General features: G+C 69.9%; 25 protein-coding genes and 5 pseudogenes. 7 read left to right on the plus strand and 23 right to left on the minus strand.

Going from position 1 to position 25140, the window contains the following annotated elements; genetic code table 11:
- Positions 1 to 362: pseudogene (locus ACFYRY_RS00005) on the plus strand (transposase); the annotation flags it as partial.
- Positions 363 to 641: 279 nt separating this feature from the next.
- On the opposite strand, the gene ACFYRY_RS00010 reads toward ACFYRY_RS00005, so the two are convergent.
- From ACFYRY_RS00010 to ACFYRY_RS00020, 3 genes are all read right to left on the minus strand, one after another.
- The gene (locus ACFYRY_RS00010; RefSeq protein ID WP_389138345.1) at positions 642 to 956 is read right to left on the minus strand and encodes a hypothetical protein; all 315 of its coding nucleotides are present in this window, start codon (positions 954 to 956) and stop codon (positions 642 to 644) included.
- Entirely contained in the window at positions 928 to 1089 is a 162-nt protein-coding gene (locus tag ACFYRY_RS00015) for a transposase (protein ID WP_389140974.1), read from the minus strand. Before ACFYRY_RS00015 ends, ACFYRY_RS00010 begins: the two co-directional genes overlap by 29 nt.
- Before the next feature lie 102 nt (positions 1090 to 1191).
- The gene (locus ACFYRY_RS00020) at positions 1192 to 1581 is read right to left on the minus strand and encodes a RidA family protein (protein WP_389138347.1); all 390 of its coding nucleotides are present in this window, start codon (positions 1579 to 1581) and stop codon (positions 1192 to 1194) included.
- Between the two features lie 72 nt (positions 1582 to 1653).
- Between ACFYRY_RS00020 and ACFYRY_RS00025 the strand changes: the two genes are divergently transcribed.
- The 3 genes and pseudogenes from ACFYRY_RS00025 (at position 1654) to ACFYRY_RS00035 (ending at position 3245) form a co-directional block, all read left to right on the plus strand.
- Entirely contained in the window at positions 1654 to 2562 is a 909-nt protein-coding gene (locus tag ACFYRY_RS00025) for a LysR family transcriptional regulator (protein WP_389138350.1), read from the plus strand.
- A pseudogene (locus tag ACFYRY_RS00030) lies at positions 2537 to 2704 on the plus strand (Type 1 glutamine amidotransferase-like domain-containing protein); the annotation flags it as partial. The gene ACFYRY_RS00025 and the pseudogene ACFYRY_RS00030, both read left to right, overlap by 26 nt.
- Positions 2705 to 2768: 64 nt before the next feature.
- On the plus strand, positions 2769 to 3245 hold the full coding sequence (locus tag ACFYRY_RS00035) for a hypothetical protein (RefSeq protein ID WP_389138353.1): 477 nt from the start codon (positions 2769 to 2771) through the stop codon (positions 3243 to 3245).
- 18 nt (positions 3246 to 3263) lie between these two features.
- Here the strand turns inward: ACFYRY_RS00035 and ACFYRY_RS00040 are convergent.
- From ACFYRY_RS00040 to ACFYRY_RS00100, 13 genes and pseudogenes are all read right to left on the minus strand, one after another.
- Positions 3264 to 3946 (minus strand): annotated as a pseudogene (locus ACFYRY_RS00040) (IS5 family transposase); the annotation flags it as partial.
- 90 nt (positions 3947 to 4036) lie between these two features.
- Positions 4037 to 5104, minus strand: a complete 1068-nt coding sequence (locus ACFYRY_RS00045; protein ID WP_389138356.1) for an acetamidase/formamidase family protein — start codon at positions 5102 to 5104, stop codon at positions 4037 to 4039.
- Positions 5101 to 5871 carry a cysteine hydrolase family protein gene (locus ACFYRY_RS00050; protein ID WP_389138358.1) on the minus strand — a complete coding sequence of 257 codons (771 nt, stop codon included), beginning with the start codon at positions 5869 to 5871 and terminating at the stop codon, positions 5101 to 5103. The genes ACFYRY_RS00045 and ACFYRY_RS00050 overlap by 4 nt, the downstream gene beginning before the upstream one ends.
- The gene (locus ACFYRY_RS00055) at positions 5864 to 7447 is read right to left on the minus strand and encodes an amidase (RefSeq protein WP_389138361.1); all 1584 of its coding nucleotides are present in this window, start codon (positions 7445 to 7447) and stop codon (positions 5864 to 5866) included. The genes ACFYRY_RS00050 and ACFYRY_RS00055 overlap by 8 nt, the downstream gene beginning before the upstream one ends.
- Positions 7444 to 7875, minus strand: a complete 432-nt coding sequence (locus tag ACFYRY_RS00060; RefSeq protein WP_389138364.1) for a cupin domain-containing protein — start codon at positions 7873 to 7875, stop codon at positions 7444 to 7446. The genes ACFYRY_RS00055 and ACFYRY_RS00060 overlap by 4 nt, the downstream gene beginning before the upstream one ends.
- An 11-nt stretch (positions 7876 to 7886) precedes the next feature.
- Complete coding sequence (locus tag ACFYRY_RS00065) at positions 7887 to 8672, minus strand: creatininase family protein (protein WP_389138366.1); 786 nt, start codon at positions 8670 to 8672, stop codon at positions 7887 to 7889.
- Entirely contained in the window at positions 8669 to 10045 is a 1377-nt protein-coding gene (locus ACFYRY_RS00070; protein ID WP_389138369.1) for an FAD-binding oxidoreductase, read from the minus strand. The genes ACFYRY_RS00065 and ACFYRY_RS00070 overlap by 4 nt, the downstream gene beginning before the upstream one ends.
- On the minus strand, positions 10045 to 11214 hold the full coding sequence (locus ACFYRY_RS00075; RefSeq protein ID WP_389138371.1) for a hypothetical protein: 1170 nt from the start codon (positions 11212 to 11214) through the stop codon (positions 10045 to 10047). The genes ACFYRY_RS00070 and ACFYRY_RS00075 overlap by 1 nt, the downstream gene beginning before the upstream one ends.
- A gap of 46 nt (positions 11215 to 11260) precedes the next feature.
- Complete coding sequence (locus ACFYRY_RS00080; protein ID WP_389138374.1) at positions 11261 to 12142, minus strand: ABC transporter permease; 882 nt, start codon at positions 12140 to 12142, stop codon at positions 11261 to 11263.
- The gene (locus ACFYRY_RS00085; protein ID WP_389138376.1) at positions 12139 to 12897 is read right to left on the minus strand and encodes an ABC transporter ATP-binding protein; all 759 of its coding nucleotides are present in this window, start codon (positions 12895 to 12897) and stop codon (positions 12139 to 12141) included. The genes ACFYRY_RS00080 and ACFYRY_RS00085 overlap by 4 nt, the downstream gene beginning before the upstream one ends.
- 120 nt (positions 12898 to 13017) lie before the next feature.
- The gene (locus ACFYRY_RS00090) at positions 13018 to 14238 is read right to left on the minus strand and encodes an amidohydrolase family protein (RefSeq protein ID WP_389138379.1); all 1221 of its coding nucleotides are present in this window, start codon (positions 14236 to 14238) and stop codon (positions 13018 to 13020) included.
- A 2-nt stretch (positions 14239 to 14240) separates the two neighbouring features.
- The gene (locus ACFYRY_RS00095) at positions 14241 to 15125 is read right to left on the minus strand and encodes an MBL fold metallo-hydrolase (protein ID WP_389138382.1); all 885 of its coding nucleotides are present in this window, start codon (positions 15123 to 15125) and stop codon (positions 14241 to 14243) included.
- Complete coding sequence (locus ACFYRY_RS00100; RefSeq protein ID WP_389138385.1) at positions 15122 to 15643, minus strand: flavin reductase family protein; 522 nt, start codon at positions 15641 to 15643, stop codon at positions 15122 to 15124. The genes ACFYRY_RS00095 and ACFYRY_RS00100 overlap by 4 nt, the downstream gene beginning before the upstream one ends.
- A gap of 193 nt (positions 15644 to 15836) precedes the next feature.
- On the opposite strand from ACFYRY_RS00100, the gene ACFYRY_RS00105 reads away from it, so the two are divergent.
- A complete protein-coding gene (locus tag ACFYRY_RS00105) occupies positions 15837 to 16478 on the plus strand; it encodes a helix-turn-helix domain-containing protein (RefSeq protein ID WP_389138388.1) in 642 nt (213 codons plus the stop codon).
- A 722-nt stretch (positions 16479 to 17200) separates the two neighbouring features.
- A complete protein-coding gene (locus ACFYRY_RS00110) occupies positions 17201 to 18961 on the plus strand; it encodes a S8 family serine peptidase (RefSeq protein ID WP_389138391.1) in 1761 nt (586 codons plus the stop codon).
- Here ACFYRY_RS00110 and ACFYRY_RS00115 read toward each other — a convergent pair.
- The 5 genes and pseudogenes from ACFYRY_RS00115 to ACFYRY_RS00135 all read right to left on the minus strand — a co-directional run bounded on the left by ACFYRY_RS00115 (position 18958) and on the right by ACFYRY_RS00135 (position 23808).
- A complete protein-coding gene (locus tag ACFYRY_RS00115; protein ID WP_389138394.1) occupies positions 18958 to 19230 on the minus strand; it encodes a hypothetical protein in 273 nt (90 codons plus the stop codon). The genes ACFYRY_RS00110 and ACFYRY_RS00115 overlap by 4 nt on opposite strands.
- Positions 19231 to 19554: 324 nt before the next feature.
- A complete protein-coding gene (locus tag ACFYRY_RS00120) occupies positions 19555 to 20802 on the minus strand; it encodes an MFS transporter (RefSeq protein WP_389138397.1) in 1248 nt (415 codons plus the stop codon).
- Positions 20803 to 20813: 11 nt separating this feature from the next.
- The gene (locus ACFYRY_RS00125) at positions 20814 to 21707 is read right to left on the minus strand and encodes a dihydrodipicolinate synthase family protein (RefSeq protein WP_389138400.1); all 894 of its coding nucleotides are present in this window, start codon (positions 21705 to 21707) and stop codon (positions 20814 to 20816) included.
- 40 nt (positions 21708 to 21747) lie between these two features.
- Positions 21748 to 23064, minus strand: coding sequence for an aminotransferase class I/II-fold pyridoxal phosphate-dependent enzyme (locus ACFYRY_RS00130; RefSeq protein ID WP_389138403.1), 1317 nt, complete (start codon positions 23062 to 23064; stop codon positions 21748 to 21750).
- A gap of 116 nt (positions 23065 to 23180) precedes the next feature.
- Positions 23181 to 23808, minus strand: a pseudogene (locus ACFYRY_RS00135) (flavin reductase family protein).
- Between the two features lie 114 nt (positions 23809 to 23922).
- On the opposite strand from ACFYRY_RS00135, the gene ACFYRY_RS00140 reads away from it, so the two are divergent.
- Positions 23923 to 24276, plus strand: coding sequence for a hypothetical protein (locus tag ACFYRY_RS00140; protein ID WP_389138406.1), 354 nt, complete (start codon positions 23923 to 23925; stop codon positions 24274 to 24276).
- 25 nt (positions 24277 to 24301) lie between these two features.
- On the opposite strand, the gene ACFYRY_RS00145 is transcribed toward ACFYRY_RS00140, so the two are convergent.
- Positions 24302 to 24547, minus strand: a complete 246-nt coding sequence (locus tag ACFYRY_RS00145; RefSeq protein WP_389140976.1) for a hypothetical protein — start codon at positions 24545 to 24547, stop codon at positions 24302 to 24304.
- Positions 24548 to 24659: 112 nt separating this feature from the next.
- A pseudogene (locus ACFYRY_RS00150) lies at positions 24660 to 25135 on the minus strand (ATP-binding protein); the annotation flags it as partial.
- Between the last annotated feature and the right edge of the window lie 5 nt (positions 25136 to 25140).

The following is a 25140-nucleotide window of genomic DNA, read 5'->3' on the forward strand; positions in this document are numbered from 1 at the left end:
GGTCCTGCTGACCGCCGGCAACCGCAACGACGTCACTGCTCGACGCGATCCCACCGGTCCGCGGCCGCACCGGCCGTCCCCGACGCAAGCCGGACCCGCTGTTCGCTGACCGGGGCTACGCCCATGACATCTACCGTCACCAGGTCCGCGCCCGGGGCATCGTGCCCGCGATCGCCAGACGCGGCACCCTGCACGGCACGGGACCGGGCACCTACCGCTGGGTCGTGGAGAGGAATTTCGCGTGGCTGCACGGCTTCCGCCCTCTGCGCATCCGATGGGAACGCAGGGCCGACATCCATGAAGCGTTCCTCAAACTCGCCTGCTGTCTCATCACTCACCGACAACTCGGCTCATTGTGTTAGCCCTTGTAAGACCGTGGGCGCATCCCTGCGTCCATCCGCGAGGCTTACGAGGTATCTCAGAGGTGAGCACCAGCTCTGGCTGGGCCGGTCAACGTCCATCGGTAGGTCACAGCCATTCGTTGACCGCAGCAATGAGGACGGTGGCCTCGAAGCGGACCGCGAGTTCGTCGAAGCGACAGGCCGCTGCCCGGTTGCGCTGAGCCGGTTGATTCCGCACTCGACTGCGTGCCGGGCCTTGTAGTCATCCTTCCAGGACTGCCGCGAACTGGGGACTGTCAGTCACAGCTGGCCTGCGGTCACCACCAAAGACAGCGGCCGTTGGCCCTGCTCGCAGGCGAGATGGACCTTGGTCGTGAAGCCTCCCCGGGACCGTCCCAAGCCGTGATCTCCAGGCTCGGTGCGGGTTCCGCCCGGTGGTTCCTTCTGGGTTTGCCCGTCGCGGCGGGCGCCTGCGGCATGCTGATGGGCTCGGCAGATCGTGGAGTCGACGTTGACCTCCCACGTGATCAGCCCTGCCGCATCCGCCCGGGACTGCAGTTGGGTCAGCAGTTCGGACCAGGTGCCGTCACGTTGCCAGCGGCGGAAGAAGCCCATAGACCGTCTGCCACGGACCGTAGTCCGACGGCAGATCCCTCCACGGAGCACCGGTACGAACGCGCCATCGGATCCCATCGGTCAACCTCCTCCGCCCCACCGTCGGCCTGCCCCGCAACGAGACCGGCAGCATCCGCTCCAGCACGGCCCACTGATCGTCAGATAGATCCCCTCGCCCCACACCGCGATCATGACGGCGCAGGACGAATGGTGAAGTCCATTTCCAAAACACGACCTAGGCGGTGGTCAGCCGGGCGTACACCTCGATCTCAATCTTCATCCGGGGATCGGCAAGACCGCACATGAGCATGGTGGCGGCCGGTCGTACCTCACCGAACGCGCGACGCAGCGCCGGCCAGCAGGGCTCGAAGTCGGCCCGGTCGGGCAGCAGATAACGCACCCGCACCACGTCGGCGAAGGTGCACTTCGCCTCGGTCAGGGCAGCCTCGATGTTGCGCAGGCACTGCTCGGCCTGCTCCACCACGTCGTCGGAGATCGTCATGGTGGTGTAGTCGAATCCGGTCGTCCCGGACACATGGACCCAGTCGCCGTCGATCACCGCGCGGGCATAGCCGATCTGTTCCTCGAACGTCGAGCCGCTGAGGATGGAACGTCGCTCTGTCATGCGCCGAACGCTAAGTGACCAGCACCGATACGTCTAATACGACTTCAGGCACAGAGTGATATCTCTAGGCGTATGGAGCGCCCCGACCTTCCCCTGCCGCAGCTGCACGCCTTCGTAGTGCTCGCCGAGGAACTCCACTTCGGCCGCGCCGCCACCCGCCTGGGCATCGCTCAGCCTCCGCTGAGCCAGCAGATCCGCCGCCTGGAGTCCAAGGTCGGCTACGCGCTGTTCAGCCGCGAACCCGGACGCATCGGCCTCACCCCGGCAGGGCGAGAACTCCTCCCCGCCGCCCGGCGTGCCCTCACTCACCTCGCAGAAGGGCTGACCGCAGCCCGCGATGTCGGCAGCGGCAGGGCCGGCCGCCTGCGGATCGGCTTCGCTGCCTCCCTCGCCCTCACCGTCCTCCCCAGCCTGCTGCGAACCTTCCGGGAACGGTTTCCCGCTGTGGATCTAGACATCCAGGAGATGACCACCACGCCGCAACTGGCCGCCCTGCACGAAAGGACGATCGACATCGGCCTGTTGCGGGAGCCACCAGCCCATGATTCGGAGCTCGGGTTCGAGACCGTGGTGGCCGAACCGTTCGTGGCCGTCCTGCCCGCCTCACACCCGCTCGCGGCACAACGAGCCGTCCGGGTGGAGCAGTTGGCGGACTGTCCCTTCGTGCTCCTGCCTCGTGCCGTCGGTCCGCCGCTGTACGACCAGATCGCCAATCTCTGCATCGCTGCAGGGTTCACCCCTCAGGTGACTCAGCACGCTGTGGAATGGCAGACCGTCTGCGCCTTGGTGGAAACCGGCCTGGGTGTGTCATTGGCCCCGGAGAGCATCCGCCGGATCCGCCTTAAAGGTGTTGCCTTCCGCAGGATCGATCCCGATACCGCGCGCACACGAGTCGCCGTCGCTTGGCGTAAGAACGACCCAAACCCCCTGGTCAAAGGCATCGTCGCGGCCCTCAATCAAGATCCGCCGGACAGGCCCTAACCAGGTGAGGAGCCCTCGACCCAAGGTGTGCTTCGTTCCAACTGCCAGTGGCGACGCGCCTGCATACGTTGATCAGTTCTTGAGCGCGTTCAAGTCACGCAACTGTGAGTCGTCTGTCTTGTCGTTGTTCCGGCGAGAGCTAGGGCGTGTCCGATGGGTCTTGGCTTGCTTGGGCGTCAAGGAAGCGATGCGGCGATGATGTGCGGGTGTTCTACGAAGATCTCAGCGAGTACGACTATCAGGACGAGGATGCGTTCACGGACAGGGAGTCGGGCTTCTACGCGCTCTGGTACCGCCCGGCATACACCCGCCTGAGCATCGGGTGGTTGGAAACCGGCAAGCCGTACTCGACGGGATCGGTTCCCACCGCGTTCGTGGAAAAGCTGAAGGCTGTTCAGCAGGTCCAATGGATGAACGTCTGCCTCGGGGTGCACGAGTGCGACCTGTGCCCTGCAGAGAAGGCTCCGGAAGGGACTGGCGAGGTTCGTATCCCGGGCGAGCCCGGGGTCGCTTATGCCGCTCCGTTCCTGATCACGCACTACGTCACCGATCACGGTTACCGACCGCCGCAGGTCTTCATCGATGCGGTTCTCGCCGTCGATCTCGACGTGTGGGCCGCTGCGCGATGGCCCAACGTCCCCTTCCCCTGGGTCCCGGATGATGTCGAACTCCTGCTGGAGTAGGCCCGCGCGAACCTGTGTACGCAGCCAGAGGCGGATCGAGGCGACAGTGACCGTGCCGTGAAAGAGGTAGGCCCTCTTGTCGTAACGAGTCGCGACCGCACGGAAGGTCTTCAGTCGGTTGATCGTCCGCTCCACTTCGTTGCGGCGCCAGTGGATTTCTCTGTCGAACCCGGTCGGACGGCCGCCCTTACTACCGCGCCGCCGGCGGTTGGCACGCTGGTCCTGGGGCTCCGGGATCGTGTGCTTGATCTGGCGCCGCCGCAGAGAGCGACGGTTGCGGCGCGACGAATAGGCTTTGTCGCCGCCAAGGTGATCGGGTCGAGCACGCGGGTGTCCGCCGGCCGGCCGCGGAACCCGGATCTGTTCACCTACGGGGATCAACTGTGGGGCATCACCCCACTGGCCAGGAGTCATGACGAAGGCGAGGGGGCGACGTCCACCCTCACCCGCCACATGAATTTTGCAGGTCAGGCCGCCTCTGGAACGCCCCAGGGCCTCATCGGCCCGGTGCCGGACCGGCGTGCTTCGTCTGCCGGATGCTCCAGTCAATCCGACCCTCGGCATCGGCGTCGCCCTGGACGGCCCGCAGGATCCTCTCCCACGTGCCGTCTGCTGACCACCTGCGAAGACGGTCATAAACCGTCTCCCACTTGGCGATGACACTGCCACCGCCCACCCCGCCCCACAACGACCGAAACGATCGGCCAGGGGGCAGGGCACGCAACCCATCAGACAGGCCCTAGGCCGCCGGCACCCCAACTCGGTCGGATGGTTCACCCTCGGACAGCCGTTCAGTACGCCAGGTCCGCCTTGGATATGCGGCCATGGACGCCTTTGACCATGTCGACCACCTGGGATACGTGGAAGTCGGCGGCCGCGCTGAGGTAGGCGAGGCCGACGGGGCCGGGAATGTCGAACCGGTCCGTGAGAAGCGTGAGCGCGTCGCGTACGGCGTTGCGCAGGGCCTCGTCGAGGTCGTGGTCGAGGCCCAGCACGATGTGCTCGGTGGGCGTCTCTGCGAAGGGGGCGCGCAGGCGGGCCGCCAGAGAGCGGGTGGCCGGGTCGCTGTGGACGGTGAGGCGGAGGGTAGCGCGCAGCGGGGCCTCGAAGGCGGTGAGGGCGACCTCGCCGTCGCCCTGGGAGAAGTGCGGGTCGCCGACGTAGAAGAGGGCCTCGGGGACCTGGACGGGGAGGAAGAGCCGGGTGCCGGTGCCGAGGTGGCGGACGTCGATGTTCCCGCCGTGCGGGCCCGGCGGTACGGAGTGGACGGGGGCTTCGGTGGCCGGTGCGACGCCCATGATGCCGAGGAAGGGACGCAGAGGGAAGGTGAGTTGGCGGCCGTCGCCGACCGGAAGCCGGCCCCGGCCGTCGTCTCCCACGGTCGTCACGATGCTGGCCGGCTCGCCCGGGGGTGTCTGCGGGTATTCACCGGGGAGGGCCCCCTTGCCGTGCCGGTTGCTGATCACCCCGTAGGGGGCGCGGCGGTACAGGTTCAGGACTTCGGCCTCCACAACGTCGCCGGGCCGTGCGCCGTGCAGTGCCACGGGTCCGGTGACGACGTGCGGGCCGTGTATCTCCGGCAGGTGTTCGCGTGCGGAGGCGGCTAGTTCTACGGCGTCGTGCAGGAGGCCGTTCGCCGGGATGCCGGCCGCGCCGAAGAAGGCGGCCGGGTCGCGGCCCTGGTCCTCGAGGATGCCCTCGTGGCTGATGGTGTCGAAGGTGACGGTCTCGCCCGAGCGGACGGTCAGTGCCGGCTGTGCGGTGGCGTTGGGGAGCAGGCCCCAGTGCACCCGGGAGGGGTCGGCGGGCAGGTAGTGCTCCCCGTCCAGGGGGCCGAGTCCGGGTTGGAGGAGGTTCACGTCAGGGCCTCTCGCAGGGCCTCGGAGGCGAGAGTGAATCCGAAGCACTGGCGGACGTTGTAGAGCGTGGCGGCCATGCAGTACGCGGGCGAGGTGGTGGCCACCGCGTCCTCCACCATGAGGACGTCGTAGCCGAGGTTCGCGGCGTCCATGAGGGTGGCCAGGACACACTGGTCGGCGTTGACGCCGGCGAACAGCAGGGTGTCGACCCGCAGGTTGCGCAGCACACTGTCCAACTCGGTGTCCTGGAAGCCGCTCATCCGGTACTTGGCGACCTCGATGTCACCTTCCGCCGCCTCCAGCCCGGCGACGAGCGCGGCAGAGGGGCTGCCGTGCTCCAGAACCCTGCCCGCGCCACCGGGCAGTGGGGCGCCGATGCCGCCGCCGGTGCCGTCCGGGTCGTAGACGTGCAGGACGCCGGGGGGAAGGTTGGCCCGGTCGGGGCGGTTGCCCCAGCTGAGCCAGACGACCGGGACGCCGGCCGCACGCAGCGGGGGCAGCAGGCCGGCGATGACAGGGATCGGGGCGCGGGCGGGGGTCACGTCCACGCCGATGGAGGCGAGCCACCCGTCGGGTGAGCAGAAGTCGTTCTGCATGTCGACGACGATCAGCGCGGTGGCGGCGAGGTCGGCGACCACGGTCTGCGGCAGCGCCTCGACGGTGACCGGACGCGGGTCTCGGTGCGGTCGGGCCAGGGTGACGGATCTGCTGTCCGCCCGCCAGGCGTTGCGGGGGTTGGGCCCGATCAGACCGTGGGACTCAGGCATGCGTGGGACTCCTCGATTCGGTCGAGCGGGCGGTGAGGTCCAGTAGCGCCCGGTCGGTGCCCCGGGCGCCCAGCGCGCACAGTCCGACGGGCAGTGAGCGCACCCGCAGCAGCGGCGCGACGACCGCCGGGAGCCCGGCCAGCGAGGCGAGGCAGGTCAGGCGGAGGGTGGCGGCGCGTACGGCTTCCACCTCCTCGGGCGGCGCGTCGGCGTGGAGGGCGGGGCCGCTCGTGGCGGGCAGCAGCAGGGCGCTCCCGGGCGGCGGTACGGCGTCCAGTGCCCTCCGCGCGTCGGCCAGGACGTGGTCGCCCGCCGCCCGCTCGTCCGCGCTCACCCGGCGTCCGTTCTCGAAGCGCGCCGCGACGTCCGGGGCGAGGGCGCCCGGATGACGGGTGATCCAGGCCCCGTGCCGCTCCCAGGCCTCGGCGGCCTGGACCGTACGGAAGGCGGCCAACCACTCCTCCAGGTGCTCGGCGGCTCCGGTGGCCGTGCGCACCAGGGGCAGCCCGGTGCGCAGGGAGAGCGCGCGGCAGGCGGCCTCGAAGGAGGCGCGCACCTCGGGCTCGGCGTGCGACGCCAGTTCCTCGTCCACCATGAGCTCGGCGACCGGCACAGGGTTGTCGTCCGGGGGCAGCAGAACCTCGGCCGCCGTCCGCAGCAGGGCGGGGTCGCGGGCCAGGAGGCCGGCGGTGTCGAAGGAGGGTGCCAGCGCCAGCAGGCCCCCGGTGGGGGTGGCACCGTGGGTGGGGCGCCAGCCGTACAGGCCGCAGTAGGAGGCGGGTACGCGGATCGAGCCGGCGGTGTCGGTGGCCAGTCCCAGGTCCGCCCAGCCGTGGGCCACGGCGGCGGCCGGGCCGCTGCTGGAGCCGCCGGTGATCCGGCCGGGCGCGGCGGGGTTGGCGGGGGTGCCGTAGTGCGCGTTGGTACCGGCGAGGCTGAAGGCCAGCTCGTCGGTCTGGGCCAGGCCGGTGAGTTCGGCGCCGGCGTTGAGCAGCCGTCGTACGGCGTCCGCGTGCGCGGGTTCCGGGCGGGCCTCGGCCAGCCAGGCGGGGTTGCCCGCGCCGACGCGCTGTCCGGCCACGGCGAACAGATCCTTCACGGCGGTGCGGACGTGCGCCAGCGGCCCCTGTCCGGTGGACGCCACCAGCGGCCCACCGTCCTCGTGGAGACCTGCCACGCGCCACACCGCCGGATCCGGGCGGTCATCCGGTGCCGGCACGGAGACGGCGCTCACGTGCGCGGCGGCGATCCGCCACCCGGCGTCGGTGTGCTGCCACACCTGGGTCTGCAGCCCGCGCGTCCCGTCCTGCCGCCGGGTCTCGGCGGTCACGACCGCTACCCCGGTTGCCGGCCGGACCACGTGCACCCGCTCGACGATGCGCGCCGGAGCCCCGCCCCGTTGGCGCCGGAAGTCGGCGATGGCCCTGTGGCCCACCAGCACGGTGTCGCCCTCGGCACGCAGGGTGCTCTGTGCGTCGAGGAACCAGTGGTCAAGGCCGGTCAGGTCGTTGGCGGCCAGTGCCTGTTCGTACGCCCGGAAGGCGGCGAGGAGATCTGCGTCCGGGGAGTCGGTCACGACGTTCCCGCCCGCAGTACGGCCAGGTCCTTCTCGTCGAGCGTGGCGAGCGGCCCGCGTTCGACGAGGTCGGCGAAGCCCTCGTCGGGGGACATGACGGTGAGGGTGTAGAGGCGTTCGGTGGCGGACGTGTTGACGATGCGGTGCCTGGATGCGGCGGGCAGGACCAGGACGTCGCCGGGGGCGAGGTCACGTTCGTGCTCGTCGCTGGCGGCGCGACCGTGGCCGGCGAGCACGACGAACGTCTCGACCGACTCAGGGTGCCAGTTGAGGGGCTGGGCGCCGCCCGGTTCCCAGACCTCGAAGACGACCGTGGTCGGCGAGCCGTCCCGGGGACCGGTGAGCACGGCGAGCTTGACGGTGTCGCCTGCGGTGATGTGGTGGGCGGAGATGTCACGCAGCTGAGTGTGCAGCGGGGGGTTGGCCATCGCGGGCTCCCTCAGGAGGTCAAGGGGTGGTCGGGCAGGAAGCGCGCGCACTCGCACAACGCGGCGGCGGCCGCGGCGATCGACGCGTCGATCAGTTTGCGCCCGAGTTCGGGCGTGGCTCCCGTGGGATCGCCGATGAGGCCGTTGCCGGTGGCGAAGTCGTCACTGGTCCAGCCGAAGGAGACTGGCTTGCCGAAGCCGATGTGCTCGTACGACGTGAGGTGTTCGGGGACGCTGCGGCGGGCCTGGGTCATGTCCACCAGATCCGGGTGGAGGTGAAGCATGGCAGCGGTTTCCTTGAGCCCGCCGTGCACGCCCATGCCGTACTCCGTGGCCGGGGACGTGCCGCCCTGGTCGGCGGGGAGGGAGGCGTGCAGCAGGAAGGTGCGCAGGCCGTACCGGGTGCGCAGTTCGCGCAGGGCGACGCCGAGCAGGGCGCTGTTGCCGCCGTGCGCGTTGAGGAAGGCGAGCCGGCGTACGGGGCCGGCGGCCAGGGAACGGCCGAGGTCGTCGAGGACGGACAGCAGGGTGCGGGCGCTGAGCCACAGCGTGCCCGGCGACCAGGCGTGTTCGTCGGACTTGGTGTAGGCGAGCCCCGGCAGCAGCGTGACGTCGCAGTTCTCCCCGGCAAGCCGGGCGGCGCCTTCGGCGACGGCTTCGGCCATGTAGTAGTCGGTGGCGACGGGCAGATGGGGCCCGTGCTGCTCGATCGCGCCGACGGGCAGCACGGCGACGGTGTCCTCGCTGAACCGCTCGATCTCCGGGCCGCGGAGGTCGATGAACCGGGTGAAGGTCACGGGGTCTCCTCGGATGCGGCGGGGATCTTGCCGGGGTTGAGCAGGCCGAGCGGGTCGGTGGTGCGGACCGCCTCCCTGACCAGGTCCAGGCGGCGGTCGACGTGCCAGTTGTGCGGGCTGTGCACACCGACGCCCAGGGCCTGCAGGGCGGCGATGCCGTCGTACACGGTCTGCTCGTCCTGGTAGCGGGCCATGAGCATGCCGACCGTGCCGGAGCGCATGCCCTCCAGGTGGAGCAGGGTGTCCGGGAAGACCTTCCTGATCTCGGTGGTGTCGCCGAGCAGGACGTCGCCGCCGATCTCCAGGTGGAACCAGCCGTCCTCGGCCTTCATCAGGTGGTAGGTGGGGTGGTTGAAGGACAGCGAGCTGATCAGCGCGGGGCCCTCGGGTGCGGACCGGACGTCCAGGACGCGGCCGCCGGACGCCTCGACGATCGCGCGTGCCTGGTCGACGGCCTCCTCCTCGACGATCGCGCGCAGGCTCAGGGCCGTGGGGTCCAGTGCCGGGTCCGGTCGGTAGACCCTGACGAGGCCGGCCTCGTCCAGCGAGGCCAGGCGCGGCGCCGGTTCCAGTCGGACGAGAGCCGAGAGGGCGGCGGTGGCGGACGCCCAGTCGGCGAAGGCGGCGAACAGCCCCGTCCAGGTGCGGGCCCGCTGGAGCCGTACGGTCGCGGTGGCGATGAAGCCCGTGGTGCCGTAAGCGTGGATGTAGGGCAGCGCGTCCGACTCCCGCACGGTGAAGGGCTCGGCGTCCGCCGTGCAGGGCACGACCGTCAGCTCCCGGACGAAGCCGTCGCTGTTGGTCCTGTGCACGAGTGAGCCGGTGCCGCCGCTGCCGCCGGACAGGAAGCCGCCGACAGTGGTGCCGAAGGTGGACGGGAACATCCACAGTTCCTGACCGAGTGTGCGGGCGTGGGCCTCCAGGTCGGACATTCTCGCCCCGGCCTCGGCACGGATCCAGCCGTCACCGGCGTCGAGGACCCGGCCACAGCCGGTGAGGTCCAGCACGGCACCGTCGTACAGCGGGATCGCCTGGCCGTAGTTGCCGGTGCCCTTGCCGCGCGGGGTGAGGGGAACGCGGTGGCGGTGGGCCAGGGCCAGAATGCCGGGGAGCTGCTCGTGCGAGGTGGGGCGCAGGACGGCCTCGGCGTGTCCGGCGGGGAGTTTCGCGGACAGGATGGGCGACATGTGTGCCCAGTCGGAGGAGGCCTTCTCCCGTGCGGCACGGTCGCGGATCACTCCGTCGGAGCCGAGGATTTCGGCGGCGTCGGCGCAGAATTCCTCCATGCCTGGCGTCGGTTGACGTTCCGTCATCGCCGTCGCCGGTCCTTCGTCGACGAGTTCGGTGAGTGCGGTCAGGTTTCCGGTCGTCATCACTTCAGTCCGATCGAGGTGTCGATGAAATCGTCCGTCGCCATGTCCTTGGCGGTCAGGTCCGGCTTGACCTTGGCGCCGCTCTGCTCGACGAGTGGGGTGAAGGTCTTCAGTACGGAAGCGACGCGCTTCATGTCGAAGCTCCCGATGCTGCCGTCGGACTCGTTGCCGAGGATGCCGAGCTTGACCATCTGCTTCGCGGCAAAAGTGCCGGTGCCTTCGGAGTAGACCCATCCGGTGTTGTACTGCTGCACCAGGTCGCTGATGAGCTTGACGGTCGCCGACGGCTCGGCCGCGAAGTCGACGGCCGACTGCTGCAGGACGGGGACGAGCTTCTTCAGGCAGGGGCTGAGCGACTTCACTTCGCCGCTGCGCACCGACAGGGCTTCCGGATAGACGTTGAAGCCCACGTCCGCGAGCAGCTGGTACTTGATCGGTTTCTTCCAGGCCGACACCTCGTGCTGGTAGATGTACGGCTCGGCGGTGGCGAAGCCCTGCTGGGCGATGCCCGGGTTGGACACGAAGCGGGCGGGTGCGCCGTCGTAACTCCCGTCCAGCTGGCTCTTCTTGATGAGGCCCTTCGCGACCAGCATCGAGGCGTAGGTGCTGCCGTTGACGTAGACGACCTTCTCGTTCGACTTGCCGATGTCCGCGATCGTCTTCCAGCCGGGGTGGGTGGCGGGGTCCCACATCAGGACCTGCGGGCTCTTCTTCATCAGCGCCGCCACGGCCGTGACGGGCTGCTTGGCGGACGCCGTGATCGCCACGTCGGTGGTGACCGTGCCGAGGGTGATGCTCTTGTCGACGTACATCTGCGAGGGGACGGTCTGATAGCCGATGGCGGAGCCGCCCGCCCGGATCTGGATGTCGACGCCGGTGTCCTTGCCGTCGACGACCAGCGGGCCGGTGACCCGCTTCTTCGCGGAGTCGACCGTGTAGCCGGGGCCGACCAGGTGGTAGAGGGGGCCGTGTTCGGCCTCGGGCTCCCAGTCGACCTGGACGACGACCGTCTTGGGGCAGACGCCGGCCAGGCGCTGGGCGGCGGGGGCCGCCGGGAGTTTCTCGGCGGAACCGGTCGAGGTGGAGCCACCGCCGCAGGCGGTGACCGATACCAGGGTGATTATGGAGGAAACGCCCGCGATGGCGGCACGTCTGGCGGATGAAGGCATGACTGACTCCCTGAGGGACCAGAGGGAAGGCGGGGAAAGGGCGGGGCTACGTCCGGTCGGCCGAGGCGTGCCAGGAGCCGACGGCGAGCCGCGCGACGAGGGTGAAGACGGCGAAGACCGCGACGCCGAAGAAGGAGGCGAGGATGATCGCGGCGAACAGATCCTCGGACTGCAGCCGGGAGCGGTAGACGTCGAGCAGGGTGCCGATGCCGGGCTCGCCCTGCTTGAAGAACATGTCGCCGACGATCGCGCCGATCACGGACAGGCCGGAGGAGGTCCGCAGCCCGGTGAAGACCGAGGGCAGGGCGGCAGGCAGTTCGAGCTTACGCAGCCGGGCCCAGCGGTTCGCCCGCTGGAGGGTGAACAGGTCGTGGTGGGTACGGTCCACCGACTGGATGCCGAACAGTGTGTTGGCGATCATCGGGAAGAGGGCGATCAGGACGCAGACGACCACCCGGCTGGTGAAGCCGAACCCGAACCAGAGGCCGATCAGCGGCACGATCGCGAGGATCGGCACGGTCTGCAGGATCACCGCGTACGGGTACAGGGAGCGTTCCAGCCAGCGAGCCCTGCTCATCAGCACCGCCGCCGTCACACCCAGCGCGGAGGCGATGAGCAGGCCGACGAGCGCCACCTGGGCGGTGAGCCACAGCGCCTGGAGCATCGGCTGCAGATGGGTCCAGTCGAGGAACGACACGGTGAGGACCTGCTGCGGGGGCGGGACGAGGAAGCGCCGGGCAGGGCTGAGCAGCAGATAGCTGACGGCGTACCAGATACCGACGGCCGCGCCGAGCGACCCGAGCGGCGTGAGCACCGCGACGGTCCGGGCCCGGCGTCGGCGTACGGGGGCCGGAGGCGTGGCCTGCGTGGAGTCCGTTGCCGGCAGGACGTCCTGGGACTGAGCGGTGACGGTGACGTGGGTGCTCACTGGAAGCCTCCTCGAAGCGCCGCCGAGACCTCGCCGGCGATACGGCCGAAATCGGGGTCGTAGCGCAGCTCGGACGGACGCGGATGGGCGAAGGGCACCTCGAAGGAGGCGGTGATCCGGCCGGGGCGGGCCGACATCACGACGACCCGGCCGGCCAGGAAGACGGCCTCGGTCACCGAGTGGGTGATGAACAGAGCGGCGAAGCCGGTCTCCGCGTAGATGCGCTGGAGTTCCTCCTGCATGCGCAGGCGCGTCATCTCGTCGAGGGCACCGAACGGTTCGTCGAACAGGAACAGCGACGGACGGGCCATGAGGGCGCGGGCCAGGGACACGCGCATCCGCATGCCGCCGGACAGCTGCCCCGGCAACTGCTTCTCGAAGCCCTCCAGGCCCACCAGGCGCAGGGCGTCCAGCGCTCGATCCCGCCGTTCGGCCTTCGGGGTCCCGGTGAGTTCTGCGGGGAGTTCGACGTTGGCGAGGACGGTGCGCCAGGGCAGCAGGGTCGGGTCCTGGAAGACGTAGCCGACCGAGTCGGTGGGGGCGTGGACGGTACCGCCGGTTGCGGTGTCCAGGCCTGAGGCGAGGCGGAGCAGGGTGGACTTGCCGCAGCCCGAGGGGCCGACGACGGCGACGAACTCGCCCGGGGCGATGGAGAGTTCGACTCCGGCGAGGGCGGTGGTCCCGTTGTCGAAGTGCTTGTCGACGCCCTCGAATCGCAGCGTCGCTTCGAGTGTCGCTTCGGCGGTGGTCGGCACGTCAGCTCCCTTCAGTGCCACAGTCAGGAATGTTGATAGCATGAACATTGATTGTTTCCGGCCAATGTCGTGGCCGTATCTGTTCGCCGAGAGCTGCCGGGCGGCAGACCCAGAGGATCTTCAGAAGAATTCGCGGACCACCGACGTACGGCTGACCAGCCGCCCGCCGGCGAAGACCAGCCGCTCGGGACAGGACGCGCCGAGAACCTCCGAGACGGTCTGCGCGCGCACGGCCAGCAGATCGGCGACAGCACCCTCGTGCGGTCCCGCCGCGGGCAGCCCGAGGACCGCCCGAGCTCCCCCGGTGACCGCGTACAGCGCCTCGTCCGGGGTGAGATGACCGGCCGTGACCAGGAGGGACGCCGTCTCGAGCGGATCCGCCCGGCCCACGGGGTTGAAGGGGTCCCGGATGTTGTCACCGCCGGCCGCGACCGTCACGCCCGCGTCCAGCAGGGCCCGTACGGCGGTGAGACCGCGCGGGGTGGACGACGGTCGGTCGCGGCCCTGGAGGTAGAGGTTCGTCAGCGGGAGGGTGACCACGCCGATGCCCGCAGCCGCGACTTCCTTGGCCGTGCGAGCCGCTTCGGCCGGCTCCACCACGCCCAGGCTGACGCAGTGACTCGCGGTGACGCCGGAAACGAAGCCGCGCTCCAGTACCGCACGGGCGAGCAGGCGCAGATCCCCCGCCCCCGGGTCGAGGGTCTCGTCGGCGTGCAGGTCCACACCGACCTGGTGCTCGGCGGCGATACGCAGGGTGCGCTCCACGGACGCGGCCGGGTTCGCGGACAGGTGGGGGCAGTCGCCCAGCAGGTCCGCGCCGAGGTCGAGCGCCTCGTGCAGCAGCTCGTCCGGGGCGTCGACGTGCAGGACGGCGATCTGGAGCCGTATCCGCCCGCGGAGCTGTCTGCGCAGGCGGAGGAGGGCGCGCAGGCCGCGCAAAGGATCACCGCCGCCGTAGCCGCCGTCGTCCCTCAGGAGATCCACGTGGGTCCTGACCGCCGTCACGCCGTTCGCACACAGCTCGTCGACCGCCCGCCTGGCGCGCTGGAACACTTCCTCCTCGGTGACCCGCGCGGCGTACGCACGCCAGGCGGTGACGGCGAAGAGCAGGTCCCCCGGCAGTGCGCCCGCCAGGTCCCAGGTCAAAGCCTTGTCCAGATGGGCGTGCGGTTCCGCCGGGGCGGGCAGGAGCAGGTATCCGTTCAGGTCGAGTTCGTCGGGGCCGGAAGGAAGCAGACCGGGCGGGGCGACCCGGGCGACAAGGCCGCTGTCCGTACTGACCAGGACGTCGCGGACGCCCTCGCCGGGCAGGCGCGCGCCGCGCAGCAGCAATGGTGACATGTTCAGTGGTCCGTTCCGTGCGGCGCGGTGAGCACCGCGAAACCGTCGAAGTCATGGCGACGTACGGGGACGCCGAACATGTCGGTCGACGTGGACGGACGGGTGCGTCCCTCCCGTACGGCCGCGAACGCATCGGCGACCCGGCCCACGAAGTCCGCCGACTCCCGGTGCCGCAGGTTGTGGCCGAGCAGCGCAGTGGCGACGGGCAGCTCGGCCAGGCGGCGCGTCGAGTCGGCGAAGGCGCTCACGTCGGCGCCCGGCACATGGGCGAAGAAGGTACCGCTGATCAGCGTGTCCCCGGCCAGCAGCAGCCCGGTCTCCGGCTCCCACAGGCAGACGCCGTCCGGAGAGTGACCGGGGGTGTGGAGCACCTCGAGGCGCCGACCGCCCAGGTCGAGGACGTCTCCTTCGCGCAGCAGCCGGGTGGGGCGTACCGCCTCGATCCGCCAGTCGGCCAGGTCGGGCACCGGCCGCACCTCGACGCGGGAGTCGGTGAGGAAGAACCCGTTCGTGTCCAGGACACGGAACTCCTCGTACTGCTTCCGCAGGCCGTGCGCGATGTGCGCGTACGCCTCCAGCCACTCGCGCGGAGCCGGATCCCTGTGCAGTGCGGCGCCGGTGGCGTGTACGGCGATGTCCTCGGCGTACCCGGCCACGGAGGCGTTGCCGCCGCGGTGGTCGAAGTGGTGGTGGGAGTTGACGACGAGCAGCGGCAGCCGGGTCAGCCGTCGTACCCGCTCGCCGATGTCGCCGATCCCCATGCCGGTGTCGTAGAGCAGGGCCAGTTCATCGCCGAGCACGAGGTAGCTGTTGACATGGCCGGGCTCGGCGATCACGAACGCGGCCGGGCCGGTCTCGGCGACCTGGAACCAGTCGGACCCGCTCACGCCGCACCGAGCGCGTGATAGCGGCGGTCGTGATGCACGAGTGCCGTCGGTCCGCCGGTGCCGGGCACGACGTGCTCGACGGCCGCGACGATCAGCTGGTGGTCCCCCGCCGGGAGGTCGCGCACGACGCGGCAGAGGACCGCGTACGAACTGTGCGCGAGCAGGAGGGGTAGTCCGCCGGGCTCCTCGGCCGACCACTCCAGCTCCGCGAACCGGTCCGCGGAGCGGTCGGCGAAGCGCCGGGAGACGTGCTCGCCGCCGGCGTGCAGGATGTTCAGCGCGAACCTGCGGCCGTCGAGCAGCGAGGTCAGCGTGCGGCCGCGGCGGCCCACTCCGATGGCCACCAGCTGCGGTTCGCGGCTGACGCTCATCACGGCGGTGCTGGTGAAGCCGACCGGGCGCCCGTCGGCTGCCAGGGCGGTGACGACACAGACGCCTCCGGCGAGTGCGGCCATGGCGTCGAGGAAGCCGGAGTCCGGCGGGGAGTCGACTAGACGGTCGGAGGTGGCCGCGGCCATGAGAGCTCCCTATGGGCTGGACGGGACGGGTAAGCACGTACGCCGCGTGCGACGCGATGGACTCGACAGCACCTAGAATGTTCGTGCCATCAACATTGAGCGTAGGGCCCTGGTGTTTCACCGGCGTAAAACATCTCCGCGGGCCAACCGGGGCCCGATGGCCCGCCGACCCCGACCCTTTAGGATTCCTGCCATGCCGGCCCAACCCGCCCACAGCACATCGCCCGCCGCCGGGGACGCGGACGCGCCGTTGCGCGCCGAACTCGGCAGCGCGATCCGCCAGTTGCGCAAGGAGCGGGGGCTGACTCTTGTCCAACTCGCCGAGCGCGCCGCGCTCTCCCACCCGTTCCTCAGCCAGCTGGAGCGGGGACTGACCCGGCCGAGCATGCCGTCCCTGCACCGCATCGCCCGTGCCCTCGGCACCACACAGCAGGCACTCATGGCCGCGGCGGTGGTGCCGCAGCCCGACGCCTCGGCCGACTCGGCCCACCTGGTGCGCTCCGGCGAGGGCCTGCCCGTGGACAACCCCGGCGGCACGGCGCGCATGCTCGGCGCCCCTGCCTACTCCGTCCACCCCGTGGAGTACACCGGCACTCGGGAGCGGTTCGAGGAGTACTACGACCACCCCGGCGACGAGTTCGTCTACGTCGTTGCCGGTGAGATCGAAATCGACCTGCACACAGCGGACGGGCCTCTTCTCCACGTGCTCGGTCCGGGCGACAGCATCTGCTACCCCGGAGGAACTCCCCACCGCTGGCGCGCTGTCGGTGACGGTTCACGGGTGCGGCTCCTCACCGTCCAGAACGCGACGGGCGAAGCCGACCGCCACTCTTGACTCGGACACGACCGGATCCGTTCGCAGGTCTGTCAGGCTGCTGCGCAAAGTGAAGCCGCCCGTGGCCGCAGGCTCCGCGAGCACCTCGGTCCGGGGCATGCCACCCGTCTCTGCTCCACCGCGACCGCCGCCCCGGGCGATGGCCTCCCTGCGGAACCTGGCCATCGGCGCGCTCCGCCTGGCGGGGCGGGACAACATCGCCGAGAGCCTGCGCCATCACGGCGGGGCATGGGCTGGCCGCCGGCGATCCTCGAACTCATCGCACACACCCGCCGGCATGGATACACCATGACCCGGAGGACGCTCCGGCGCCCGCGTGACAGAACCCAGGCGGGTGGCTTTGTTCACCGGTTTCGGTTCTGGCTCGCTTTTCGTGATGGGCGCACGCACCAGGGCGCGGGCGGTGTCGGTCGCCGCGCGGGTTCCGGCGCTCTGGTGCGGGCAGCGCGGCCGGCACCAGGCCGGCGGCATACGCCAGGGCGCGGTCGACGTCGCCGAGCTCCCGGTGGATCCCGACCTATTGATGCCCGGAGTACGTCTCTTTTCAGCCATGCCTCCATAACGTCCCTGCACGGAAAGGTACTTCCGTACTGGAGCATGCACCTGACATCTTGCATCCACCACTCGTTTCGTACGGCCCGGCCGCTGCCCTCAGCACGGCCGGGCCGTCTCCGGAGGACGCATTGATACCCCACATATCCAGCCGACCTAGACGCACGCTGGTGCTGGCGGCCACGCTCGGTGCCACCCTCGCGTTCGGCGCCCCGGGCGCCCTCGCGGGCACGCTCCCCGTCGTCCCCTCCACCGCGCCGGCCGCCAAGGCCCACGCTCCGGCCGCCGTGCCGGCTTCCCAGAGTGCGACCTGGGTGGCCGGCACGCGTGCCTACCTCGTGATCACCGCCCCCGGTGACAGTTCGGCGGTCCGCTCCGCGATCGCGGCCAACGGCGGCACCGTCTTCTCCAACTTCGACGCCATCGGCGTGATCGTCGCCCACTCGGCGTCCAGCGGATTCGCCGCCACCATGCGCGGCGTCGCCGGGGTGCAGCAGGTCGGTGCCACGCGTACCTCGGACGTCCCGGCCGACGCCTACAACCCGGCGCTCCCGGCAAATCCGTCCCAGGCCTCGACCCCGGCCGGAGAACCGGTCCGGGCCGACATGAGCCAGATCAAGGCCGACCTGGCCTGGGCCGTGAACCCAGGCTCCGCGTCCGTCACGGTCGGCATCCTGGACACCGGTGTGGACGACCAGCACCAGGACCTGGCGCCCAACTTCAACGCGGCCGACTCGGTCTCCTGCGCCTACGGCAAGCCCGACACCCGTGCCGGCGCCTGGCGGGACGTCGACACGCACGGCACCCACGTAGCGGGCACCATCGCCGCGGCCAAGAACGGCAAGGGCGTCGTCGGCGTGGCCCCCGGGGTGAAGATCTCCGCGGTCCGGGTCGCCGAGCCGGGCAACTCCTTCTTCTTCGCCGAGAACACCATCTGCGGCTTCGTCTGGGCCGGTGACCACGGCTTCAAGGTCACCAACAACAGCTATTACACGGACCCGTGGCAGTTCAACTGCCCGGACAACATCGACCAGGCCGCCATCATCGAGGGCGTCAAGCGCGCCCAGGAGTACGCCGAGGGCAAGGGCTCCCTCCAGATCGCCGCCGCGGGCAACGAGAACTACGACCTCGCCCACAAGACGACCGACTCCGCGAGCCCGAACGACTCGACGCCGGTCACCCGCACCATCACCAACGCCTGCCTCGACATCCCGACCGAGCTGCCGGGCGTGGTCACGGTCGCGGCCAACGGCACGGGCGTCACCAAGGCCTCGTTCTCCAACTACGGGCAGAGCGTCATCGACGTCGCGGCACCGGGCAGCAACGTGTACTCCACCGTCCCCGGCGGCGGCTACGGCAGCAAGAGCGGCACCTCGATGGCCACCCCCCACGTGGTCGGCGTGGCGGCACTCATCGCCAGCGCCAACCCGGGCATCACCCCGGCGCAGCTCCGCGCCAAGCTGGCCTCCCAGGCCAACGACATCGCCTGCCCCTCGGACAGCCGCTGCACGGGCACGACGGCCAACAACTCGTTCTTCGGCGAAGGACAGGTCGACGCCCTCAAGGCCGTCGGGACCACCCCGCCGCCCGGCACGTACTTCGAGAACCTCGCGGACTTCGCCATCAACGACAACGCGACCGTGGAGAGCCCGATCGCCGTAACCGGCGTGACCGGCAACGCCCCGGCCACCCTCAAGGTGGGTGTGGACATCAAGCACACCTACATCGGTGACCTGAAGGCCGACCTGGTGGCGCCCGACGGCACCGCCTACACCCTGCACAACCACACCGGCGGCAGCGCCGACAACATCGCCCAGACCTACACCGTGAACGCCTCCTCGGAGGTCGCGAACGGCACCTGGAAGCTGCGCGTCAACGACAACTCCGCCTCCGACACAGGCAAGATCGACGCCTGGAACCTGACCTTCTAGCGCAGGACCCGGCAACGCCCGCGTACAGCACGCACAGCGCCGACGACAGCTACCCGCCCGCGGCCGCGGACAAGGCGGGCTGCGGTCCGGTCGGCCACGGTTGCGAACTGCTGAGCGGCAAAGGGCAGATGGGCCCCGGCGGCGGTGTACGCCGCGGTCGGGGCCACCATGCCGGAGACGTTCCGGAAGGCCGCGGACGGCCTGGAGCCGGTGTCCAGCCCACCGTGCGCCTCCCTGAGGAGTTGCAGGGCCGTGTCCGCGCTGACCATACGGGCAGCGCGGACACGGCTGCGCTCGCCGCGGCCCCGAGGAGTGCCGGCCGGCTCGAGCGGCGGGCCGCCGTCCCGGCCCGGACCGCGGAGGCGGCCTCGCCGCGGGAGACCTACGCCTTGCGCACCGACTCCTGCCCGGCGGCCGCGAGTGACCCTGCGCGCGGCATCTTCCGCCGGTTCCCTGGTGGACAGCCCCTTCACCAGGCAAGGGTGTTGTCGGGATCAGAGTTGTCGGGCCGAAATCGGGCCGCCTCTGCCAGCTCTTGCCAGCTGAAGAGCGACCTGCCTGGTCTTGGACCCACCCCACCCGGCACTGCCTGCTCATCGGGTGTTCGCAAACCTCCCGTCGGCCCGCTTCTCGAACGTCGCTACCAGGACGGCTGCCGTCGTGCCGACGATGCCGAGGAGCAAAGGCAGCCGCACGTCCAGGCCCGTGAGGGAGCCGGCGAGGGCGGTGCCTGCGGATCCTGCCGTGATCTTCAGGGCGGCTACCCAGATGAAGACCTGTCCTTGGACGCCGACAGGCGCGTACTCGGTACGGGCGGCGAGAGTGGCGGCGAAGAAGAGTGCGTTGAGGGTGCCGGTGAGCGTAAACGCGGACACGGAAAAGGTGAAGCTGTGGCTCATCACGACCGTTCCGAGGCCGACGACGACGCACAGGGCGAGGCGGCGCATGAGACGGTCGGGATCGCCGGTGAGCGGAGAGACCATGACCGTCACGGAGCCGAGGAGGTTGCCGAGGCCGTAGGCGGCGGTCAGAACGGCCGCGTTGCCTGTCTCCACGCCGATGATCGTGGTCATGTGCACGGCCGTGACGGGCAGGGCCGCGACGCTGAGTGCGACGGTCGTCGTCAAGTAGGTGGTGCGCCGGAGAGGGCCGGTGCGGGCCATCAGCACGAGGGTCCGGCCCGGCTTGAGGGTCGTGCTTCTGCCGTCGCCGTGGTGCGGGGCGGTGCGGGGCAGGAGCAACACGCAGGTGGCCGCCGCGCTCGCCGCGGCTGCGAGCGCGAGCGCCGCTGCAGTGGGTGAGGCCCAGCCGACCAGGGCAGCCACCAGGGACGGGCCAGCGGTGCCGCCGATGCCGTAGGTGGCCACGTCCCAGCCCTGAGCGCGCCGCTGGGTGCGGAGCCGCGATCCGACTATGGCGGGCAGTCGGCTGCTGATGCCGCCCGTCAGGAGGGGGCCGCAGGTGCCGGCCACGGCCAGCAGCAGTGCGGTCATCAGGGCGGGCACCCGGGCGTAGGTCAGTACTCCCGTGGTCAGTGCGGTGGAGTACAGCAAGCAGGCCGTGGCGATGACCTTGCGGCCGTCTCGCGCGAGGTCCAACGGACGGGCGACGAAGGGGCCGAGCAGGTGCGGTGCGGTCACGCACGCTCCCAGCACACCCGCGAGGGTCCCAGAACCACCCGATGAGCTGACGAGCAGGACGACGGCGACAACCGCTCCCCCGTCAGCCGTGCGCGCCAGGGCCGCGGCCACGACGTAGCGGGCCAGTCCACCCTTGCGGTCGGCAGGACTTGGCGGCGCGGTCTCCGTGTTCGTTCCGGTCGCCATGTTCTGGTGATTCATGGCGGCCAGGCTCAGGCGGTGAGACCGAGTGCGTCCAGCGCTTCGACGACATCCCTATGGGCGGCGTCGTCCAGCCCACGCAGCGGACGCGGCAGGTTCGGCTCTCCTGTCAGCCCGAGGTGAGAGGCGGCGGCGCACATGACCCGCAGGCTGCCGTGGCGCCGGAACAGTGTCCACAGCGGCTCCAGCCCGTCGGACATGCCTGCGGCTGGTCCTGCATGACCGGCCTGAGCGGCGCGGGTGAGGGCGAGTGCGGTCAGCGGGAAGGTGCCGCCGATCACCGAGTACCAGGCATCACAACCGGCGTTGAGACCACGGGCGGCCATCCAGTCGCCGCTTACCCCGATGGTGACCTTGTCGGGAACCAGGGCCCTCAGTGTGTCAATCCGGGCCTTTGCCTGTGCGGGATCATCGGGCACACCCGGGATCTTGATCGAGCCGACGTTCGGCAACTGGGCGATCCGGCCGTGCAGTTCGTCGCTGAAATGCACATGCGTGGTGCCGGGGTTGTCGTACACGCACAACGACACCGACAGCTCACGGGTGACGTCCTCGTACAGCCCGAACACCTCGTCCTCGGTGAGCGGCTGGTACGTCATCGGGGCAAGCAGGACGGCGGAAGCTCCGGCCTTCTGGGCGTCCTCGGCCAGGGCGAGGACGTGCGAGGTGCGCAACGCGCCGATGCCCGCTATGACCGGGGTCCCGTGGGCGGCCTCGACCGCGATCTTCAGGGCGTGGGCTCGCTCCTCACGGGTGAGGTAGGCGTAGCTGCCGGTGGAGCCGAGCGCGCCGACGGAGTCCACGCCGGCGGCGGCGAGGCGGGCGACGAGCGCGGCGTAGGCCGTGCTGTCGATACCGTCCTCGTTGGCTGGTGTGAGCGGGAAGGCGCTGAGGCCGTGGAACATGGGGGCTCCTTCAATGGGGAGAGAGTGCGAGTCGGGATTGTCAGAGCGCGGTGCGCAAGTCGGCAACGACCGCGGCGAGTTCGGTGGCGAACGCCTCGGCCTGCGGCTCGGTGATGGTCGCGCTGGTGATACGGATCGCGCCCCGGTAGGCGGACGGATCACGGGCGAAGAGGTGGCCGGGCCGCACGGCCCAGCCCCTGTCCGCCAGGGCTTGGACCACTGATCGGCCGTCGACGTCGAGTTCGACCCATACGTTCAGCCCGTCGGGCTGGTGGGCCACCTCGATGCCGTGTGCGTGCAGCCGCTGGATGAGCAGGCCGCTGCGGTCCGCATAGGCCGCGCGGGCCTGTTCGTGGAGTTCCTGCACGCCGGGGTCGACCAGCAGCTCGTGGACGGTGTGCTGCAGGAGTCGGCTGACCCAGGTGGTGCCTGCGCTCAGCCGCACTTCCAGGCGTGTGGCACTCTCTGCGTCAGCGGCGACCAGAGCGAGACGCAGGTCTGGGCCGAGGAATTTGGAGACGGACCGCACGAGTGCCCAGCGCGCCGTGGTCGGAGGGGTGATCCGGTGGTACGGCCGTGCGGAGACGGCCGAGAAGTGGTCGTCCTCGATCACCAGAACCTGGGGGTGCTCGGTGAGGATCGCGCGCAGCTCGGCGGCCCTTTCCTCGGTCAGGCTCGCACCTGTCGGGTTGTGGGCGCGCGGTGTGCAGACGACTGCCCGGGCTCCGTCTTCGAGTGCGGCCCGCAGGGCATCGGGACGCATGCCCGCGCCATCGACCTGGACCGGTGCCGACTGGTAGCCGCTCAGCCGCAGCGTGCCGATGCTCGCCAGGAAGCAGGGGTCCTCGACCGCCACGATGTCGCCGCGGGCAAGATAGGCGTTCAGGAGACGTTCGGTGGCGTCGACCGCTCCGTGCGCGACCAGCGTCCGGAACGGCTGCTCGATGTCCTCGGCGAAGTCGGCCGAAGCCCATGCGGCCAGCTCCTTGTCGACGGCGGGCATGCCGTACAGGGGCTGGGAGTAGTGTCCGCTGCGCGCTGCGGCCAGGATGTCCGGCAGTAGCTGCGGGTCCGGGTTGCCACTGGACAGGTCGACGGAGTCGCCGCCGACGCCGACACCCTCGTGGGCGAGCTGCGGCACCGCGGCGATGACCGTGCCGCCGCGGCCCCTGGTCTCGGCCACCCCGGCTTCGACGAGTCGCCGGTACGCCAGGGCGACCGTGTTCCGGTTCACTCCCAGTTCGGCGGCGAGTGCCCGCACGGGCGGCAGCATCGCCTGTGGTGCGAGCACGCCCGATGCGACCTGGTCACGCACACTGCCGACGATCTCCGCTGCGGTGGTACCGCTGATCGGCACGTGATCACCTCCGCAACGACTCTAACACTTTGTCCTATGCCAAACTTCCGTGGCATCGCTGCAACGGTGAGTCCGATACCTCCCCAGGTGCCGGACTCACCCCCTACTGGCGCAGGTCACCCGATACGCGCGGGGACCTTGGCCGTCTCCGAGCGGAAGCCGTGGCCGACCTCGGGAGCAAGCCCGTGGTAGTGGCGGAAGTTGTAGATGAGCGGGCTCCACACTTCGGGGTCGACGTGGTGCGTGCCGGGGACGACGATGCGCTCGTGGGCGTGGACACGGAGCACCTCGCACTCGACACCGAAGAAGCGGCCCTCTCCGCCCGGGTTCAGTGCAACGGCCCTCGCCTCCAGCTGGAGTGGGGACTCGGCGACCCGGGGCGGCCGTACGAGATCGGAGGGCTTCGGGGCCAGCCCGGCGGCGGAGAACTTGTCGGGCTCATACTGGTACACCGCCCGCTTGCTCTCCGGCACCGGATCGGCGCCGGTGAGCGGTGCGAGGCGCTCGACCTCCCGCCCCAGCTCGGGCGAGGCGAGGTTGATCACTACGTCCGGCCGCTCGGCCAGGTTGCGCACCGTCTGGTTCTCCCTGCCCACGCCCAGGACGATGTTGTGCCCAGCACCCAGGCGGACGAGATGGGGGCGAGGTTGAAGGTGCCGTCCTCGTCTCCGTAGTGAGCAGGACCACCGGGGTTCCGAAGTACAGGATGCTCGGACGTATCACTCGATGCGCGTCGGTCGTCATGCGGAAGACGCTAGGGCCTGTTGCAAAAGTGCTGCCAGCGGCTGCTGTGATTGAGTAGTTCGGTTGGCCTCCGGGCGAAGGGGAGTTGTGACTAGTTGGGGTGGCGGTTCAGCTTTGACCAGCTATGCCGAGATCCGGCGGTACTGCTCAACCTCGGCTCAGGCCCTTGAACACGCGGATCTGCCGCCAGGAGAGCGGTGGGACGAAGCCGGCGGGACGGCCTTCTACTGGCCGAAGGGTGATCCGGCGCTCGGCCAGGGGCCCTGGGTGAACGGAGTCGTCGTGTTCTGGGGCACCAGAGGCGGACGTCAGGGCTGGGGTTGCGCTTCCCTTGATGCTGCGGGCAACCCTGCGCTCGATGCCGTGACATGGCTGTCCGTTGCACCCTCGATAGCTCCCGACCTGCTGGCTGAGCATCTTCGAGGTCTGTTCGCCGGAGGTATCGTGACGCCTGAGCATCAGAGCTGATGGAGCCAACAACTGCGGTGCTCAGTCACAGCCACTCGTTTAGCACTGCGACCAGCACGGTAGCTTCATAGAGGACGGCGAGTTTGTCGTATCTGGTGGCGACCGAGCGGTGGCGCTTGAGCCGGTTGATGCCGCATTCCACCGCGTGACGCTGCTTGTAGTCGGTCTTGTCGAACCGCGGTGGCCGACCACCGAGGGAGCTGAGTTTCTGCCGGTTGCGGACCCGGTCCGCAGGAACCGGAATTGTCGCCTTGATACAGCGCCGACGCAGGTAGGCGCGGTTCTTGCGAGAGTCGTATGCCTAATAGGCACTGGGGGTTGGCAGTTGTGATCACCTGGTGGCTGGTGTTGATGAGCCGGTCAAGGAGGGACTCGGCGACGACGGGGTTGGGGAAGAGGGGATACCAGTCGCTGGGCGCCCGGTTGCTGGTGATGATCAGAGACCTTCCCTGCCGCTCGGAGACGAGTTCGTAGAGGTCGTCGGCCTGGGTGGCGTTCAGCTGGCGCATCGCGAAGTCGTCGAGGATGAGGACGTCGGGGCGGACCAGTTCGCGGATCCGTTTCTGGCCGCCGGCGAGGTCTGCAGGGATGCGGCTGGTCTTGGCGAAGCGGACGTGGGCGCCCTGGCGGACGGCGAGGTGGCCGAGGGCCTGGGCGACGTGGGTCTTGCCGACGCCGACCGGCCGAAGAGGATGACCGACTCGCCGGCATGTGGCCAGCGGAGGGCGCCGAGGTCTCGCATCTGGGCTGCGGGCAGTTTCGAAGAGGCAGTGAAGTCGAACTCCTCCAGGGTGACCTGCTGCTCGAACTTCGCTCGCAGCAGCCGACGTTGGAAGGCGACGGTCTCGCGGCGGGTGATCTCGT

It is taken from the genome of Streptomyces sp. NPDC005263 (genome assembly GCF_042872365.1).
GTDB lineage: Bacteria > Actinomycetota > Actinomycetes > Streptomycetales > Streptomycetaceae > Streptomyces.